At 29.8% G+C, this 18,506-nt stretch carries 19 protein-coding genes; 13 read left to right on the forward strand and 6 right to left on the reverse strand.

Going from position 1 to position 18,506, the window contains the following annotated elements; translation table 11 throughout:
* Positions 1-130 precede the first annotated feature (130 nt).
* The 3 genes from ACJDT4_RS10400 to ACJDT4_RS10410 all read right to left on the reverse strand — a co-directional run bounded on the left by ACJDT4_RS10400 (position 131) and on the right by ACJDT4_RS10410 (position 1,781).
* Complete coding sequence (locus ACJDT4_RS10400) at positions 131-418, reverse strand: putative quinol monooxygenase (RefSeq protein ID WP_406787500.1); 288 nt, start codon at positions 416-418, stop codon at positions 131-133.
* A 16-nt stretch (positions 419-434) separates the two neighbouring features.
* Positions 435-944 (reverse strand): nitroreductase family protein, encoded by a 510-nt coding sequence (locus tag ACJDT4_RS10405; RefSeq protein WP_406787501.1) that lies wholly within the window; start codon positions 942-944, stop codon positions 435-437.
* Positions 945-1,343: 399 nt separating this feature from the next.
* Entirely contained in the window at positions 1,344-1,781 is a 438-nt protein-coding gene (locus ACJDT4_RS10410) for a MarR family winged helix-turn-helix transcriptional regulator (protein ID WP_406787502.1), read from the reverse strand.
* Positions 1,782-2,165: 384 nt separating this feature from the next.
* On the opposite strand from ACJDT4_RS10410, the gene ACJDT4_RS10415 reads away from it, so the two are divergent.
* The 11 genes from ACJDT4_RS10415 to ACJDT4_RS10465 all read left to right on the forward strand — a co-directional run bounded on the left by ACJDT4_RS10415 (position 2,166) and on the right by ACJDT4_RS10465 (position 12,529).
* Positions 2,166-2,453 (forward strand): CD3324 family protein, encoded by a 288-nt coding sequence (locus ACJDT4_RS10415; protein ID WP_406787503.1) that lies wholly within the window; start codon positions 2,166-2,168, stop codon positions 2,451-2,453.
* Between the two features lie 169 nt (positions 2,454-2,622).
* On the forward strand, positions 2,623-3,396 hold the full coding sequence (locus ACJDT4_RS10420) for a class I SAM-dependent methyltransferase (RefSeq protein WP_406787504.1): 774 nt from the start codon (positions 2,623-2,625) through the stop codon (positions 3,394-3,396).
* A 265-nt stretch (positions 3,397-3,661) separates the two neighbouring features.
* Positions 3,662-4,003 (forward strand): hypothetical protein, encoded by a 342-nt coding sequence (locus ACJDT4_RS10425; RefSeq protein WP_406787505.1) that lies wholly within the window; start codon positions 3,662-3,664, stop codon positions 4,001-4,003.
* Between the two features lie 186 nt (positions 4,004-4,189).
* A complete protein-coding gene (locus ACJDT4_RS10430; protein ID WP_406787506.1) occupies positions 4,190-4,825 on the forward strand; it encodes a CPBP family intramembrane glutamic endopeptidase in 636 nt (211 codons plus the stop codon).
* Between the two features lie 227 nt (positions 4,826-5,052).
* Complete coding sequence (locus ACJDT4_RS10435) at positions 5,053-7,581, forward strand: ABC transporter permease (protein ID WP_406787507.1); 2,529 nt, start codon at positions 5,053-5,055, stop codon at positions 7,579-7,581.
* A 72-nt stretch (positions 7,582-7,653) separates the two neighbouring features.
* Positions 7,654-8,370 carry an ABC transporter ATP-binding protein gene (locus ACJDT4_RS10440; RefSeq protein WP_406787508.1) on the forward strand — a complete coding sequence of 239 codons (717 nt, stop codon included), beginning with the start codon at positions 7,654-7,656 and terminating at the stop codon, positions 8,368-8,370.
* On the forward strand, positions 8,367-9,170 hold the full coding sequence (locus ACJDT4_RS10445) for an efflux RND transporter periplasmic adaptor subunit (RefSeq protein WP_406787509.1): 804 nt from the start codon (positions 8,367-8,369) through the stop codon (positions 9,168-9,170). The genes ACJDT4_RS10440 and ACJDT4_RS10445 overlap by 4 nt, the downstream gene beginning before the upstream one ends.
* Positions 9,171-9,314: 144 nt before the next feature.
* Positions 9,315-9,515 (forward strand): helix-turn-helix transcriptional regulator, encoded by a 201-nt coding sequence (locus ACJDT4_RS10450; RefSeq protein WP_406787510.1) that lies wholly within the window; start codon positions 9,315-9,317, stop codon positions 9,513-9,515.
* The gene (locus ACJDT4_RS10455) at positions 9,516-9,926 is read left to right on the forward strand and encodes a DUF2178 domain-containing protein (protein ID WP_406787511.1); all 411 of its coding nucleotides are present in this window, start codon (positions 9,516-9,518) and stop codon (positions 9,924-9,926) included.
* A gap of 232 nt (positions 9,927-10,158) precedes the next feature.
* On the forward strand, positions 10,159-10,893 hold the full coding sequence (locus ACJDT4_RS10460) for an ABC transporter ATP-binding protein (RefSeq protein WP_406787512.1): 735 nt from the start codon (positions 10,159-10,161) through the stop codon (positions 10,891-10,893).
* The gene (locus ACJDT4_RS10465; protein ID WP_406787513.1) at positions 10,880-12,529 is read left to right on the forward strand and encodes a putative ABC exporter domain-containing protein; all 1,650 of its coding nucleotides are present in this window, start codon (positions 10,880-10,882) and stop codon (positions 12,527-12,529) included. The genes ACJDT4_RS10460 and ACJDT4_RS10465 overlap by 14 nt, the downstream gene beginning before the upstream one ends.
* A 97-nt stretch (positions 12,530-12,626) precedes the next feature.
* Here ACJDT4_RS10465 and ACJDT4_RS10470 read toward each other — a convergent pair whose 3' ends face one another.
* Positions 12,627-13,142, reverse strand: a complete 516-nt coding sequence (locus ACJDT4_RS10470; protein ID WP_406787514.1) for a nitroreductase family protein — start codon at positions 13,140-13,142, stop codon at positions 12,627-12,629.
* 373 nt (positions 13,143-13,515) lie between these two features.
* Here ACJDT4_RS10470 and ACJDT4_RS10475 point away from each other — a divergent pair, with 373 nt between their 5' ends.
* A complete protein-coding gene (locus tag ACJDT4_RS10475; protein WP_406787515.1) occupies positions 13,516-13,701 on the forward strand; it encodes a (2Fe-2S)-binding protein in 186 nt (61 codons plus the stop codon).
* Between the two features lie 1,009 nt (positions 13,702-14,710).
* On the opposite strand, the gene ACJDT4_RS10480 is transcribed toward ACJDT4_RS10475, so the two are convergent.
* Positions 14,711-15,961: a WS/DGAT domain-containing protein gene (locus ACJDT4_RS10480; RefSeq protein WP_406787516.1), complete on the reverse strand. Its 1,251-nt coding sequence runs from the start codon at positions 15,959-15,961 to the stop codon at positions 14,711-14,713.
* 12 nt (positions 15,962-15,973) lie between these two features.
* Positions 15,974-17,089 carry an acyltransferase family protein gene (locus ACJDT4_RS10485; RefSeq protein WP_406787517.1) on the reverse strand — a complete coding sequence of 372 codons (1,116 nt, stop codon included), beginning with the start codon at positions 17,087-17,089 and terminating at the stop codon, positions 15,974-15,976.
* A gap of 107 nt (positions 17,090-17,196) precedes the next feature.
* Here ACJDT4_RS10485 and ACJDT4_RS10490 point away from each other — a divergent pair, with 107 nt between their 5' ends.
* Positions 17,197-18,483, forward strand: coding sequence for a helix-turn-helix domain-containing protein (locus ACJDT4_RS10490; RefSeq protein WP_406787518.1), 1,287 nt, complete (start codon positions 17,197-17,199; stop codon positions 18,481-18,483).
* Positions 18,484-18,506: the final 23 nt, after the last annotated feature.

Raw genomic sequence — 18,506 nt, forward strand, 5'->3', positions numbered from 1 at the left:
CTGTTATCAGTTTTTGGAAAATGCATTAATCTTTTATTCAATTAGGACTTTTTCAGTGGCCTCAAAAATTCCTCCGTGCCTACGGAATTTTAGGCGGGAATCTTTTTATAGAAAATTATGTTATAAAGTTTTATATTACTTTCTTATAAATATTAATTTCAACTGGTTTATCCATGAATTTTTCAAGTTGTGGTGCAAGGGACTTAAATTCATTAGAATTCAAATGGTTTGTTAAATCCTCTCTGGTATTCCACTCTTCTATCATTGTAAGTATACTCTTATCTTTTTCATCTTGGTACATCTCATAATTTATGCAGCCTTGTTGTTTTATAGTTATTGCTACAAGTTCTTTTACAACACTTAGCATTTCTTGAATTTTGTCTTTTTTTACAAAATGTTTTGCAACTACTTTTACCATATATACACCTCTTTATTTATTTCCAGCTTTCATAATGTACTTTGCTTTCATTGAATCTGTCTATGAATTTATTTTCTTGCCCCTCATCTGGATATCCAACAGAAATTAAAGCAAAAGGTTTAATATTCTCTGGCAGGTAAAAGAAATTTGTTATAAATTTAGAAGCATCTTCTGATGTTGCAACTCCAAGCCATACGGCTCCAAGATCTAATTCTACTGCCTCTAATAAAAGATTTTCTGCTGCAGCTCCCATATCGTGCTGCCAGCCTGTTTCAACTCTAAAGGCTTCAGCATTTGCAACAAGCACAATTGCAACGCCGCAGCTTGCTACCATTTTTGAATAAGGACTCATATTTGAAAGCTTGCTTAAGGTATCTTTATTTTGAACAACTATAAACTCCCAGGGTTGTTGATTAGCTGCTGATGGAGCCTGCATTGCTGCTCTTAAAAGTTTTTCTACTTTTTCTTTTTCAATTGGTTTATCCTTATATTTTCTTATACTTCTCCTGTTAAAAATTGCGTTCATTTTTATTACCTCCAGTTATTTTCTTTTATATTTTAAAACATAGTTTACAAAACTATACTTAGTTGTACATACAAATACGATGTCAAATAGCAATGCTTCGTCGCATAAACCAACGGGGGTTTGGGCGTTTAGCCCATGTGATTCTTGAACTAGATAAAAGCATTCCCTTAAATAACTATATAAATCTAAGGCTTAAAAATCATAAAATCCTAAGAGTTGAGAGTAACTCGCCTATGGCTCAAACAGATTTAAAACTCTAAGCATTTTGTGATTTTTAAGTCAAGATTTATTAGAATTTTTTTAAATCGTTTCGTCAGCATTGTTATTTGGCTCCCACGGTAGTGCAAGGAAAAAATTCCTCCGTACCTACGGAATTTTGGTGTGAATCCTTATAGTGCATTATTTGAGCAAGTCATCAATACTTTCACACGCATTGTTAATTACTTTTGTAAGGCTTTTATATTCATCTTCGCCTAAGGCATTTAAGCATTTTAAGTGAAAATTTGTCCATGCTTTGTTAATTTCAGTTTGGAGTTCTAAGCCTTTGTCTGTTAAATATATAAAGGAATTTTTACCATCATTTTTTCTATTTAAAAGACCTTTATTTTCAAGTTTATCAATAAATCTGGTTGTTGTAGATGGAGTAATATGAAGAATTTCTCCTATGTTTTTTTGGCTTATGCCTTCACTTTCGTTTACAATGCTAATTAAAAATGCATAAGTAGGAGATAATCCTGTAATTCTAAATTCTTCATCTGCTATTTTTCCTAATGCCCTAGATAATTTATTGCACGAAAAATATAGGCATTCGCATAAAGCTTCATTTATATCTGACATTATTTTACCTCTTTATAAAGTTTTATTTTCAAAGTATGTTAGTTGTACATACAACTATATATTAAATAATAAAATATGTCAATGTTTTTTTATGCTTTATATTAATTTTTATATAATTCCATGTAACTATCCTCTATATATTGAAAATATTATTAATAATTTTATATAATAGTAATATTAATAACTCAAAATTTAGAGGTGATTGCATGTGTTATAGGATTTTAGATAATAAAACCAGATGCTCCAAGCGAGAACTGCAAGAAGACGAATTTATAATAATTCGTTTGGAGCCTAATTCTCATAAATAGATTAAGCGAATTGTTGTATGCGTTTAATTGTGGTTTTTGCTTTAACCTAAGAAAATATTAGGAAGGAGCAGAAGCTATGAATTATGTAAAAGCTGAGGATATATTGCCAGATGATTTATTAAAGATGATTCAGCAATATACTGATGGTGTGTATATATATATTCCAAGAAAAAATGAAGAACGTAAGGCTTGGGGAGAAAATAGTGGGATAAGGAAAAGTCTTAAATTCAGAAATAGGTTAATTTATAAGGATTACATTAAAGGCAAAAAGGTTAAGGTTTTATCTCAAAAATATTATCTTTCAGAGCAAAGTATTTGGAGAATTATAAATAACGAAAAAAATTCTCTCGAAAACAAAGCATAAGCATTTATGAAATTGAGAAATAAAAAGAGAATATGTTAAAATGCAAGTAATAAGAAGAAACTACATGAGATTTTTAAATTGTAGTTTCTTTTTAAATTTTCAAACTTCAATGGAGAAAATTTAATATTAATTGTTTAGTGTGAACTAATTTTATAAGGAGGGAATTTGTTTGGATAAAACTGAAACAAGAGAAAATTGGGACAAAATGGCCGAAGCGTATGAGGAATTTACTTCTGTTGAGGATTCCTATAGTAACTTAATTGAATGGAGAACTATAAAAGGTATACTTCCAGAACTTAAAGATAAATCTATTCTTGATTTAGGATGTGGAACTGGAAGATTTAGTTTTTTATTTGAAGAATACAAACCAAAGAAAATAGTAGGCATGGATATTTCAGAAGGGATGATAGCAATAGGTAAGAAAATTGCTGAAGAGAGAGGATCTATTGTAACTTTTCTTAACAAGGATGCAGAAAGTCTTTCGGAAATTGAAGCCAGCAGTTTTGATCTTATATTTTCTTCAACTATGCTTCATTATATAAAAGATTTAGATAATGTCTTGAAGGAAATTTATAGACTTACAGCTGAAAATGGAACATGCATTTTATCTATAATTAATCCAGTTTATTCAGCTTGCTATCCAGTAATGAGAGCAGATGGAAAGTTTCCTAAGGATGAAGAATGGAAAATTAGATATCTGGATTACAGACTGAGGGCTTATATTCAACCCTGGATTGAATATAATGATGCTGTAAGTGATTTCCTTTCTTATAGTTATCACCATACAATGTCAGATTATATAAATGCTATTGTGAAATCTGGCTTTCAGATTAAAGAGATGTTAGAGCGAATACCTCCAGCAGAATGGAAGGAAAATAATTTGCCAAGGTATTATGGATATTTAGAAACACCAACATATGCAATATTTAAGTGTCAAAAGTAAGTTTTATAGGTAGGCTTTGTTTTAAATAAGAGTAGATTTTGTACTTATTTAGAGCAAAGCTTTTTAGTATGTTTAAAATTGCGAAGTCTACTCTTCGTAGATATTATATATTCAACTATTCATAGGTTGATATTATTAAAAATATTGTGATTGCAATAATCTTCATAATTTCTATACTTTCATCATGTATTTGTTTGCTGTGTAATTATCTCGTTAATAATAAATTTAATTGGTCGTTATATGTGGTAGGAGCATTCATTGTTTTATGGCTATAATAATTCCTATATTTAAATTAAAAAGATTTAGGGCAGTGATTTCCTTAGCAGGATTTACAGTAACTTTAATACCTTATTTATTCTTGATACAATATCTTGCACCTGTTAAAGGATGGGTAACTCCGCTTGCACTTCCTATAGTAATTTTGTCAATTTTAGCCCTAGGCAGTTCTTTATTTATATGGTTTTATACTAAAATTAATAAGTTTTATAGTGCTGCTATTACAGTATTACTATTTGGTGTAGTTTGTGAGATAGGAATTCAGAAAATCACTGAAAACTTTGTTGGAAATTCTGGAGCAAATGAACTCTCAATGATTATTACATATTGAGTTCTATTGTTATATCAGCAATATTGGCTGCTTTTGGATGTATAAGGAAAAATAAAAAGCTTAGCTCGCAAAATAATTTTACGAGCTAAGCTTTTTATTTGTAAATGTACTTTGACAGACGAGGTATATATAAGTATAATATAAATAAAATATTGTAATATAAAAATTGGATATGGGGGGAGTAAAATGAAAAAATACATAATAGGGTTGGTAGTGCCAATTTTGTGGGAAGTATTATTTCTTATGTCATGTATCTTTTTGCCAGAGAGATATTTTGTATATACTAATTTTTTATTTTACTTTGGAATTATTGTGTATTTTGTACTAAGAAGAAATTTCAGTTTAAAGGAGCTGAAAGTAAATTTAACTGCTGGAAAGAAGTTCTGGGTACCTGTAGGAGTAACATTTTTATTTTTAGTTTTAGCCTTTGTGGTAAGCTATTTACCTAAAATGGTTTTTCATAATTTAGATAGTGGAATGATTAATTTAGAGAAAAATACATGGATAAAGTTAATTGCGTTTGCAATATCAACAATAATTTTCCCGTGTTTGGCAGAAGAATTATTTTATAGAAAGGCAATGATAAATTTTGAAAGTAAAAAGGTTTTGTTTCTATCTACTATTGTAAGTCTGCTTTTGTTTGCATTGGAGCATTCTCTTACTCCATATGGGATTTTACAGGCAATGATATGGGGAATTCCTTTTAGTATAGCTTATATAAAAACAAAGAATATTTATATCCCAATGACAGCACATTTTATTAGTGATTTTATTGGAAATTTTCCTTCTGTTGTCATTACGATTATTCATTTTTTACACTAGCACGTAAGAATCATAAGAAATTAGTAAGATTTAGTTAATAAAAAATAAACAATAGGAAGCTAGAATTATAAATGTGACATTAGTCATATGTTTTTATTACTCAAGTCAGTATAAAGTTACAACATTATTTTGTATAATATAATATATTAATTCTATGTGTAAAATAGTATACTATATGAATAATACAGTATGATATATAAACTAATAAGGAGAAATGAGGTGACTGAATGGGAATAATTCTTAAATTTATGCTAAGGAATATAAAAGAAAAGAAATTAAGGACTTTTCTTGTAGTCTTTTCAATAATGGCATCAACAGCATTGTTTTTTGCATCAAGTGGTATGAATACGAGTATAAAGCAAACTTATGTGGATATTGTAAGACAGTTTTATGGAAATGCAGATATAGAAATAAACACAAACAGTAAATCTCCAACACCGTATTTAAATATAGAAAAAACAGATATAGTAAGAAGTAAAACTGATTATATAACTGGAGAATTAGATGCAAATGGGGTATATGCCCATGATAGTAAGGATAGGAACATAATTCTTAGAGGCTTCAATTATGATGACATAAAATTTATGGACTTGTTTGATTTTAATAGTAAGGGATCTGTTACACCTTTTAGTGGAAACAAGATAATAATAAGTAAAAAAGCTGCTGATCAATATGGACTATCAGTAGGAGATAAACTTCCAGTGAAAGTTGGCAAGGAGGCTGTAAAGCAAAATTTTAATATAGTTGGCATAGCTGAGAATAAAGGTATGTTTGCAATGGAAAGCGAACAAAATATGATGGCAGTAATCCCTATGGAGCAAGCTGAAAATATAAACAATGTAAAGGGAAAAGTGTCAAATATATATATGAAAGCTTCAAAAGCTGATGATATAGATAAAATTGTAAATGAGCTGACTCCAGTTTATAAGAACTATACTGTAGCGAAGGTAATTAATGAAAAAGCAATAGATGAAGCACTTGGTTCTATAACTACAGCATTTAGACTTATGATGATTGTAGTTTTAATGATGAGCACGTTCATAATATATACAGTATTTAAGGTAATAGTTGCAGAAAGACTTCCGGTTATAGGAACCTTTAGAAGCATTGGTGCTACAAAAACATCTACTAGTATGGTTCTTGTAGGAGAAAGTATAATATACGGCATAATGGGCGGTGCAATAGGAGATCTTGCTGGTATAGGAGTACTTAAAGTACTAATGAAGCTCATGGCATCAAGTATGGCACAAGGAGTGGCTATAACAGCTTCAGTTAATTATACTTCTGGACAATTAATAAGCGCATTCATATTTTCAATAGTCATATCGTTTTTGAGTGCTATCCTACCTATAATAAAATCATCAAGATTATCAGTAAAGGATGTTGTACTTAATACTATAGATAATGTTGAAAAAGAAAAGCTTTGGAAACTAGTTTTGGGTTTGGTATTTGTATTAAGCACAATCATTATTCCAAGCATCATTAAAGGAAGCTCTTTAAATAGCAGTGAAGGATTAATGCTGCTTGTAGTATGTATGGTACTTTCAGTTATTGGCATTGTAATGATTATCCCATATGTTACTGAGCTTTTGGCAATAGTATTGAATAGATTTTACAACATTATATTTGGAAATGAAGGAAGTCTTGCTGCGAAGAATTTAAGAAAGAATAAAAGTTTAATAAATAATATCTCACTTTTGGCAATAGGAATATCAACTTTATTTATGATTAATGTTGTTAGTGCTAGTTCTGGTGCAGTACTTGCTAAAGCTTATAGCTTTTTTAATTATGATGTGGTTGTATGGAATGAGGATGGAAATTCCTTTGATAGAGCAACCATTGATAATGTGAAAAATACCGCGGGAATTAAAGAAGTAGAAGAAGCTTATTCATCGCGAAATATTGAGGTTGCTCAAAGCAAAGAGGCGATTACAGCAATTTATTTTATGGATACCTATGAAATAGATAATTTTGCAAAGGTTAAAACTCTTCAAGACAGAAGTGAAGTATTTAAGAATTATAATGATGGAAGAGCTATAATACTCACTAAGAGTAATTTGAAAAGATATAACAAGCAAATAGGAGATTATATTACTATAAAGACTACTAGAGGTAATAGGGAGTATAAAATAGTTGGTTCTTTTGATACAATGATGCAGGATGGGAATATGGCATTAGTACCTAGAAAATATGCTAAGGGAGATTTTAAATTGTATCAATGCTCTTCTTTAAATATTAAGACTTATAAGAGCCCTGATTATATAAAAAGTGTTCTTTCTAAAAAGTTTAAAACTAGGCAAATCGGTATTGATACAATGGAGCATGAGCAGGCACAAAATAAAAAGCAAAATGATCAAATGCTCTTTTTAGTTAAAGCATTTCCAGTAATAGCACTTATAATAGGAGCTTTTGGTGTAATAAACAATTTTGTCATAAGCTTTATAGAAAGAAAAAGATCACTTGCAATATATGCTTCTGTTGGAATGAGTAGGTCGCAAACAAGGAAAATGCTATTTGTAGAATCACTTTCCATAGGACTTATAGGAAGTCTTTTAGGAATTGCAGGGGGAATGCTTATGATTCACATAATGCCATTTATGTTTGAACTTGCAAATTTTCCTATGGAATTAGAATATAACGGCAGCGTTTTTGCAACAAGTATAGTATTAGGAATATTAATAACTGTTATAGCTTCAATTGTTCCATCTCTTAAATCATCTAAACTAAATATTATAGAGGCTATAAAATATGAATAAAGATAAACCACTTGAAACTTATAAATTTCAACATTTAAGTTTGTTTATCTATAAAAATTAGGAGGTATAAATATGGAAGCCTTAGATGAAAAAGTTGAACCTAAACTTGGGAAACCAGTAATAGAAGCTGTTAATTTAAATAAATCCTTTAAGCTTGGTAATTCAAATGTAGACATTCTAAAAGATATTAATCTTGTAATAAAAGAAGGGGAATTTGTATCAATAATGGGACCTTCAGGTTCTGGTAAAAGTACTCTTTTGTATCTTCTTGGCGGGCTTGATAAACCAACTTCAGGAAGTGTTAAAATAGCTGGTAAAGAGTTATCAACTATGAATGATAAGAAACAAAGCATAATGAGAAGAAGGGACGTTGGTTTTGTATTTCAGTTTTATAATTTGATACCTAACCTTAATGTTGAAGAAAACATAATGCTGCCAATACTTCTCGACGGAAAAAAGCTTAAAAATTATAAAGATAAGCTTGAGGATATATTAAAAGTAGTCGGCTTAGAGGATAGAAGAAAGCACACACCAAGAGAACTTTCAGGTGGTCAGCAGCAGAGAGTTGCAATTGCAAGAGCGCTTATAAATAATCCCGATGTAATACTTGCAGATGAACCTATTGGAAATCTAGATAGTAAAACGGGAACAGGAGTAATGGAACTTTTAAGAGAGATAAACCTTGAAAAGGGAAAAACCATAGTTCAGGTTACTCACTCTGAGGAAGCTGCAAAATATGGCCAGAGGATAATATATGTAAGAGATGGAAAGGTGGTAGAAAGTAGATGAAAAGATCAAAAATAATATTGTCAGCAGTAATTATAGGAATGCTTGTTACAGTAGTTGGATGCGGAAGTTCAAATTCTAGTGCAGGAGATACAAAGAAAACTACAAAAAAGGCTGTTAGTAATTATATAGAGGCATCGGGTGTTATAAAATCTCATAATACTGAAAACATAGTTATAGACGGTGGTCAAACCATTATAAAGGTAAATTCAATTAATGTTAAAGAAGGGCAAAAAGTTAAAAAAGGGGATAAACTTTTAGACTTAGACATATCTCAACTTAACTACCAAATAACAGCTAAAGAGAAGGCTGTAGAAGCAGATAAAGATTTAAAAAACGATGCTCAAAATCAAACTGATAATCAAAAAAATGCCCAGGATGCAAAAATAGCAGCAGAGCAAGCAGAGGTTGATGCTCTTAATTCAATTTTAAACAAAAGTTATTTAAGTGATGGCAGTGTGATTTCTGATATGGACAATGCTGTTGTGACAGAGCTTAATTATAAAAAGGGTGATGTGGTTTCAGCCCAACAAAAAATTCTCAGTCTTCAAGATTTAAGCAGCTTGTACGTAAACGCCAAGGTTGGAGAGGAATTTATAAAGGATGTTCAAGTTGGAAAAACAGTTACTATAGTTCCTACATCAAATTCTTCTGCAAAATACACAGGAAAAGTAGTTGCCATATCAAATGCAGCAGTAACAGAACAAAACGGAGAGACAAATATACCTGTAGAAATATCTATAGATAATAACGATGGCAAGCTTTTACCAAATTACAACGTAGATGTACAGATACAGAAATAAGATCTTTTATTCTAAAGCTCCCCTAAAATCCTGATATACTCAATCGGGATTTTTTTATTAAAACAATGTAAAGCAAACTTGACATGCATTTGATATAGTAATACAATTAATGTAAAGTAAACTTAACATAAGGAGTTCCTAGGATTGAAAAATAAAATTAGAGCTTTAAGAGAACAGTTTGGATTTACACAGCAGGATTTAGCAGAAAAAGTTCACGTGTCAAGGCAAACAATTATATCGCTTGAAAATGGAAAATATAATCCATCCATAACCTTGGCACATAGCATATCAAAGACTTTTAAAATGACTATTGAGGAGATTTTTATTTTTGAGGAGGAATTATAGATGAATGTAGAAGCTTATATAAAAAAAGGAATTTTATATTCAGGAATATTTATTGCTGTAGGAGGACTGGCGGCAGTTTTGGGTTTAGTATTTGGGTATGAAAAAGATCTTATGTTTGGTATTATGATAGGTTTTCTTCCTACAGGAATAGGAATGTTAATTATCTATAAATACTCAAAAAATAAACCTAGTGCTATAAGGAATATAGAAATTGAGAATGAAGAAAGAAATGTATTTATTAACAATAAGGCTGGTCATACTGCATTTTGGATATCATATTGGTTTATATTTGTGGCTGCTATCTTGCAACACTCAATAAAAATATCATTATGGCAATTCCTAGTTATAGCTTTATTTTTTATGCCAATAATATACTTCTTATTTGTAGTTATTTATCACAAAAAATATTAGATATTTAGAAGAAAATATATTGACTAAGCTAAAACAATAGTGTACTATGTATATATAACAGTGGAATACATAAAATTCTAATTAAGCTGTTATTTTATATAAATATTGTGTAAAAAATAAATACAAGGGAATATTACTCGTGTTCCCAACCTCCCCTAAAATCCCGATGCTGCCCAATCGGGATTTTATTAAACATAGATTATAAAAATATAATTTTAAGGAGTAGTAAGTAATGGAAAGAAAAGTATTGGAAGTAATAAATCTAAAAAAACACTATAAAGGAAATAAAGCAGTAGATGGTATCTCTTTTCATCTTAATGCAGGAGAAATAGTTGGACTTACAGGACCTAATGGTGCAGGAAAAACTACAACTATAAAATGTATACTTGGACTTCTTAGAAAAACAAAGGGAAGAATTCTTGTGGATGGAATGGACAGCACAAAGCAGGAGTCAAAATACAAACTTGCATATATACCTGAAACACCGGATATATATCCTATGCTTACGGTATGGGAACATTTGAAATTTATTGCTCTTGCTTATTATATAGATAATTGGCAGGAATATGGCAGTGAAATATTAAAGAGATTTGATCTTTGGGATAAAAAGGACAGCCTTGGAAGGGATTTATCTAAAGGAATGAGACAAAAACTTTCAATTTGTTGTGCTCTTTTGCATAAACCAGATGTGTTCTTAGTTGATGAACCTTTAGTAGGACTTGACCCTAAAGCTATAAGGGAACTTAAAGACGCATTTAAAGCGCTGCGTGCTGAAGGGAAATCTCTTCTTATTAGTACTCATATGCTTGATACGGCAGAAGGTCTTTGTGATAGAATAGTTGTTTTAAAGAAAGGTACTCTCATTATGGAGGGAACTATAGAGGATTTAAGGCATAAAGTTAATGCAGGAGAAGATACTTCTTTGGAGGATCTATTTTTGGAGGTAACTGAGGATGAAAAAGAATAACCCTGTACGGGATTGTATAAATTTATCGTATATAGAATTTTTGAAGTTTAAGAATTATCTTAAGGTTACCATGACACATCCACTTACAGCAATAAAAACTGTGTGGTCATACTTGTTTGTAATAATAACGTTTGCAATGCCTTTATTTTCAGGTAAGAACTCAAAAAAGAGAATAATTGTTGATATTTCAGTTAAAGACAACTTTACTCTTAATATTATTTCTTTAATTGTAACTATAATACTTTTAATTGTTTTCTTTTACGCTATATATTCTGCGGCTAATAAGTATAGACCAAGTCAGTTTAGTATATCTGATGCAAATTATCTTTTTTCATCACCAATTGAACCAAGAACAATATATTTATGGACTATGCTTAGGAGCATTATCAGTAGTCTTGGATTGATTTTATTTTTTATAGTTATGTATCTTTTATATGGAGTTAGGTATTATAAAATAAATTTAAGTAATTTTGTTTATGTTGCTTTTGGATTATTATTTTTAGTTTTGCTTTTAAAATCACTTTCATTTTTTATATATTCTGTTTGCATGAAATTTAAAATACATGGATTAATTAAAGGTTTTGTATATGTGTGTATGTCAGCAACAGGAATATATGCAGCAGGGTCAATGCTATATAAGAAGGCTATTTTAAAGGGATTATTTTGGAGCTTGAACAGCAGTATAATCAGCAATGTACCAGTGGTTGGATGGATAAGAGATGTTTTAATTTCACCTTTCTTTTCAGAATATAATCCATTATATAAGGTCATTGCTCTATTTATTATAGCTCTAGTTTTCTTCTTTTTAGCAGTATACTTTGCTACAGATTACTATGAAGAAGCAGTTCAAACTATTGAGGTTGTTGAAAGAAATAAGAAAGCTGTAAAATCACAAAATTCAGATGATATTCAAGATATAGCTGGTGAAAAAGAGAAGAAGAAAGTAAAGGCAGTAAAAGATAAATTTGAATTTAAGGGACCATGGGCTTTTATATGGAAAGCAAATATTGTGAATCAAAGAACATCTACTAATGTAGTTATGTATATATTTTGGGGACTAGCGTTTGTTGTTTCCATGATTGTAGCATATTTAGAACGAAACTCAAGCTCAAGTAAAATTTTAGAAGAGTACCTTACAACTACGCTTATTATGGTAACTTCAGGTGGAATGAGTGTAACTTCATTAAAATATGAAAGAACAAAGCAATATTTATTTATAATACCAGGTAAAGCCTGGGAGAAAATAGTTTCTCTTCATTTCTTTGATTTTATAAGGAGTTTTTTATTAAATCTTTGTATCGTACTTCCTATTGTAATTATGAATAGAAAGGTTAATTTATTTGGAGTGTTGTTTTTACTTCTTGGATTATGGGGTACGTATATAGTTACAGTTTTTAATAAGCTTTTAATAAACTTGATTATGCCATCTTTTGACGATGGAAAAAATGGCTTTTTAATGGCAATATTTGATATGCTTGCATTTGCACCAGCTGGAGTACTTGCTGGAGTTGTAGGATATTTCCTTTTCCATAGTTTAGTTTGGGGCTTGTTTATATATTGTCTAGGGCTTATTGGAACGGGAGTGCTTTACTGCTTGTTTATGGAAAACTTGTTTAGTGCCATAGAAATGAAATAAGGACAAGTAATATTGATTTGGAACATTAAATAAAGCTGATAAAGCTCTATTTAATGTTCCAATTTAATATAGTTGTTCATATTTATTTTTAGAATTATTAAAATTTATTAAAGTGGAGCTTATTGTAAAGCAAATCTTTATCTTCATAAGCTTTTTTCTCTTCATCAGGATAGCCTACTGCTATCATGCATTCAACGTTATATTTTTCAGGTATATTTAAAAGCTTTTTTATATAATCGGAAGTTGTTTCGTTTTCTGTATGCATTCTCTCATGAGCTTGAACCCAGCAAGAGCCAAGACCTAATGAATGAGCAGTTAGATGAAGTATGGTTGCTGCAATAGAAGCATCTTCTACCCATACATCGACATCCTTGTCAGCTAAAACCACTATTGCAAGAGGAGCTCCTTTTAAAAATTGACTTCCAAATTGTCTGCTTTGAGAAAGACTTTCAAGCAAGTTTTTGTCTGTTACAGCTATAAACTCCCAGGGTCTTCTTCCTTTTGAGGATGGTGATAAAAGAGCTGCTTTTAAGAGTGTATCAATTTTTTCTTTTTCGATTTCTTTATCTTTGTATTTTCTAATGCTTCTTCTTGTTTTTAATAAATCAATCATCTTATAACCTCCAAACAAATGTATTTAGAATAATAATACTACAAAATTTTAACTAATTAAATATAAATTCTTTGTATATAAAGATAAAAAACCTTGGAACTTGGAATTCTAGGTTTATTCTGGCACAGTAGGGGTTGAAGCAATTTACAATTTTAAAATAATAATTAATGTATCTTACATATTAAAGTAATAAATGGTGAAACTAATTATTGCTAGATAAATTTATGCCCCTAAGTATAGCCATCTGAAAATTTGAATTTCATGTGTACTTGAGAAGAATTCATATATCTTAGTACACATGGATTTCATTAATAGAACTTTGCTTATAGGGTACTTAAATTACAGATAATAATCAATAAGAGGAGGAAATACGATGAGAGATAAGGATGAAATAATATGTGGATGTTTTGATCTTAAGGTTGAGGACATAATAAAGGCTGTAGAGAATGGAGCTACAACATATGACGAAGTTCAAGAAGCTACTCAAGTTGGTACTGCTTGTGGTCAATGTGAAGATGAAGTTAAAGAATTAATTGATGAAATATTAGCACAAAAATAATAGTGCGCGAAGTAACAATGCTTCGTCATATTAAAAAAATTCTATAAATCTAAAACTCAAAAACCGTAAAATCCTAAGATATTTCAATAACTCGCTGAAAAAATGCTCAGACAATTGAAATATCTAAGGATTTTACGGTTTTTAAGTTAAGATTTATTAGAATTTTTTTAAATAATTCCTTCAGCATTGTTACTTTGCTCTCACGGTAGTGCAAGGAAAAAATTCCTCCGTGCCTACGGAATTTTGAGTGATAAGCTTTATTTAATATCCCAAACCAATATTACTTCACCCTTTGATTCCAAACATAAATATAAATACTCTAAATCTTTTCAATATCTCATAGGTCATTAAACTAACAGTGAGTGCAAGGATTATAATTAAAATATATTGAAGCAAAAATATGTTTGTTAGTTTTAAAATAAAATATGCAAATATAACAATGTAAGTTTGATGAATAATATAAATTGTGAAGGATGCATGGGAAAAATGTGAAAGAAAATTTGTACTGAAGTTTAAGTACCGTTTACCACAGCCTATAAATGTGAGTAGTGAGCACCATATAGTAAAGTAATATATTAAGGAAAAGATTATGCCAAGAAGGCTAAAACCTGATTGCCAACCTATTGAACTTATTTCAATAGAAATTATTGTATATCCAGCAATTGAGCAAATGAGATAAAAGCTTTTATGACTTTCAAGCATACTTAGAATAATATCATCTGAAGCTATTAAAAAACCTAAAATTACATAAATTCCATATACAAATATGTTTTTACCAGCTATACTTGGCAGTGCTGAGGCTATAGTAATTGAATACATATAATTAGTATTTTAAATGATCCCTTAAACAATCTTATATTATGTGTTGAAAGCTTTTTTATAATTGGTAAAGTAATTAAGGAGATAATAAATAAGTATAATATAAACCATAGGTCTCCAGGAGTAAAACTTCCATGGTATCCTGTTAAATCAGAATAATTTTTTCTCATAAATAATGTACCCTAATTTTTTAATTTGGAAGTTCTTTATCAAGTAAGGAAAAAAAGTTTTCTATGTTTTCTTTGTCTTTTGAATTACCATATAAGTTTACGGTAAAGGTCATAATATTATTATAGCTTGTCAAGGCTAATTGAAAATATGGTTTGTATTTCATTGAACCAAACATAAAAGCATTACTTATTTGTGCGCCTTCAAAACAGAGCCTTTTAGAATCTAGAATTCCAATATTGGTCATGCCTATTAGGGGGTTTTTAAAACCATTTTTAAGTAACTTTTTAACATGCTTGTAGCTAAATAATTTAAAGAGCAGTGAAATTTTAACGAAGGCATTTAGTCCAATAAAATTCTTCTTTTTTAAATTCATGTCATTGTTAACCTTTCTTACAGTATCATCAAAAGTATCATTAGCTTCAATATTTAGATTACTAATAACTGTAGCACTAAGATTGGTAAGTGCATTGATATTTTTATCTTTTAAATATTTACGCATATCTACCGCTACTGATATACTGAGTTCATTTTTATTTAGAATTTTATAAAGTGCTCTGTAGAATGCAGCAAGAGTTACATCGTTAATTGTAATCTTGTGGCTTTTACAGTATTTTTTTATAGATAAAAATCTATCTTCAGGAATTTCATGTGTTAATATAAATGGTTTCGCTTCTTTTTCGCTACTCATTGGGAAGTTGAGATCAATAAAACCATTGCTTTCTTTTCCTTGAAGCATAAGTGTTTTAAATTTGTCTTTGAAGCTAAACTTATTGTTTATAACATCTATGCTTCTATCTCCATTAAGAAGGTGCTTTACTGTGTAGCCAGGATTCTTTAGTAAATTTGAATATAAGCTGCACAGCAAATAAAGGTATTCTTTGAAACCAGCAGCATCGCATATCATATGGTTCATAAGTATGCATAATGAATCATTACTTGAATTAAGCAGACAAGCTTTTACTTGAGGTCCGGTGGCTTCATTAGTTCTTGATGTGATAAATGAATTAAATTCACTTTTAGTGTTTGCAAAAGTTAGAATATCTTTAAAACTTGAACTATCTATTCTTTCCCAGTAGGGTTCTTTAGTATTTTCTACGTATTTACTGCTTAATATTGGAACAACATCTAAGGTTATAGTTAGAGCTTTTTTTAAAACTGTTTTATTAATGTTACCGTTAAAGTGTATAATACAGTGAAGATTATGATCATTAAATTTATAAGTTTCAAAAAGGAATTGAAGCTTATCAAAAATCTCAGATTTAAACAGCATAATAAGTCTCCTTTATAATATTTTTTTAAGTAATGGTAGTCTTCTTAAAACGTAATGGCTCAAAGAAAAACAAATAACACTAACAGAGGTAACAACAATTGAAAATTTTATAAATGGATGAACTGAAAAACCAATAATTAAACATTCAATTAAAACACTGATAGGGGCATGAATTATATACACAGGATAGCTGCTTAAAGCCATAGAAGACCAAAAACTTGAATAAGTATTAAACTTGTCCCTAAAAGAAGTTATAAATTTTAAACAAACTCCAACACACATAAACTGTTCCCAGGCTGCATATATAAATGACTGCCAGTGAAGGCCTCCTAAGAAGTCATCAACGCTATTTGAGTTTGCACCAAGTAAGAGGGTTATTACTAATATAAATATACTTGCAATAGCTATGTTGAACCATAAGTTTGCACAGGAACTTTTTATTTCATTAAGCCAATTGTTTTCGTAGGCGATAATTCCAAGAGTAAAAAGAAAAATATATTGCGGAAAATATCCAAGCTGCATTCCTAAAATCTCAACACCTGTTGGACATACAAGCCGTGTAAGAAATGATAGCAAGCCTAGAAAAATAATAAATGAAAAAATTATCTTATTATTAGGAAAGGGAATACTAATTTTGTTTTTAAATAAATTCTTAATTCCAACATAAAAGAGTGAGAATATAAGTAAAGCCGTAACAAACCATAATGGACCAAAGCCTAAATTTTTTAGATTTGATATCGAGTGGTAAAGAAAGCTTAAATAAGACAAATTCTTTTTATAAAGTATTGTTAACAAAGTATATGAAATTGTGGGATTTAATATGAAATAAAAAATAATAACTGGAATGCCAAGTCTTAAAAATCTATCCTTCAAAAATTTTAGAGTTCCTTTTTTATTGAAGGATCTAGGTGTAAAGTATGCCGATATAAAAAAGAAAAAACCCATTGAAAAAGATTGCACAACGGCATTAAATATTGTGAATACAACTTTTGCCGTCATACTGCTTGTGCTTTCGGTGTAGTACCAGCTTCCTGATCCACCGTAGCAGACAGAAGCATGGATAGATATAACCATTAGGCAGAGTAAGACCTTTATTTTGTCTATGTAGTATATTCGTTTGCTAGTCATTTTTAACCTCCAGGATTTTGTTTATAGACTTATTATACAAACAAATGTTATGATTTAATATAAATGGGACAATTCTGGACTGGACAAATTGTTTTGGAGGTACATATATGGAAAATAAAGCGCTATTTGGGGATTTGCTTTCTCAATTACTTGAGCTTAGAGGGTGGACAGCTTCTAAATTAGCACGAGAAATAAATGTTGATGGATCTTATGTTAGAAAATGGATTAGGGGTGAAAGGACACCAGCTCTAAAATCGGATTATGTTGAAAAAATATCAGGTTGTCTTTCAAATGGCATGGATGAAAAAGTTTATATGAATTATATAGAAAGCTTAGGATATAAAGTTGAAACTGGCATTTTGGATATATTAATGGAAGCACAAATAAATTCTTTAACACTAAATAAAAAATATAATTCGCCAATAAAAAAACGAAATAATTTAAGTAAGGTACCAAGTTTTGTGAAGGGTAAAGAAGAAGTTTTTAAATATGCCAGTATGATTTTAAATGCTGCGTATGAAAATAATAGTTGTAATAAAGAAATATTTATGACATTCCAAGGTGAAAAAGATATACTTGATGGGTATGAGAAAACTCATGATTACTTTATAAATATTGTATCAAAGTTAGTAACTAAGGGCTGGAATATAAAACATCTCTGGAGATTAAAAGACAATGATGCTAGGATTGCTACGCTTGTAAGAAATATTACAGAACTTCTTAAATTAGAAAAAGGGTATGAGCCAAGATATTTCATAAAATATGGCACTATAACTCCACCTTCAGAATTTATTATAGTTGGGAGTTTAGCAGCAATACTTTTTATATCAGATGAAACTAGCGAATATATAAGCTCTGCCTTTTTTTATACAAATAGGGATGAGGTAGAAGCATTAAGAAAGCATGTCTTCCTTATGTCGCTTCAAACAGTGCCTATTATAAATTACAAGTATGATAAAAATCTCTATAATATTATAAATGGAAATGGAGATATATTTTCAATTGATACAGAAGAAAGATTTGCATTACATAAAATAAATGATGAAGAGATATTAAGAAATCATAATATAAAAGAGATAATAGTTGTTCAAAATGTCAGTGATAAGAGTAACTTAAATTGTTTTAAAAATATGCTTAACTTACTTGAAAATTGTCCTAATTATGAAATTGCTATACTTGATAAGATTCCTTTGACAAGAAAGATTCCTAAATTTATGCTTTTAAAGGAAAATGCAAAGTTAATTATAAAGGTAGGAGAGGAAGAAGCAAGCGTAGAAGAGACAATTACAATTGGGGGATTTAAGGAGTTTTTTATGAGTATATGGGATGGGATTTCTCCAATAAATAAGGATAGACAGTATAGTATAAAATGGATTAAAGGGAAGATAGGTTAGACAAAAAAATTTTAGCAATAGAT

This window comes from Clostridium neuense (assembly GCF_045310695.1).
Classification (GTDB): domain Bacteria; phylum Bacillota; class Clostridia; order Clostridiales; family Clostridiaceae; genus Clostridium_S; species Clostridium_S neuense.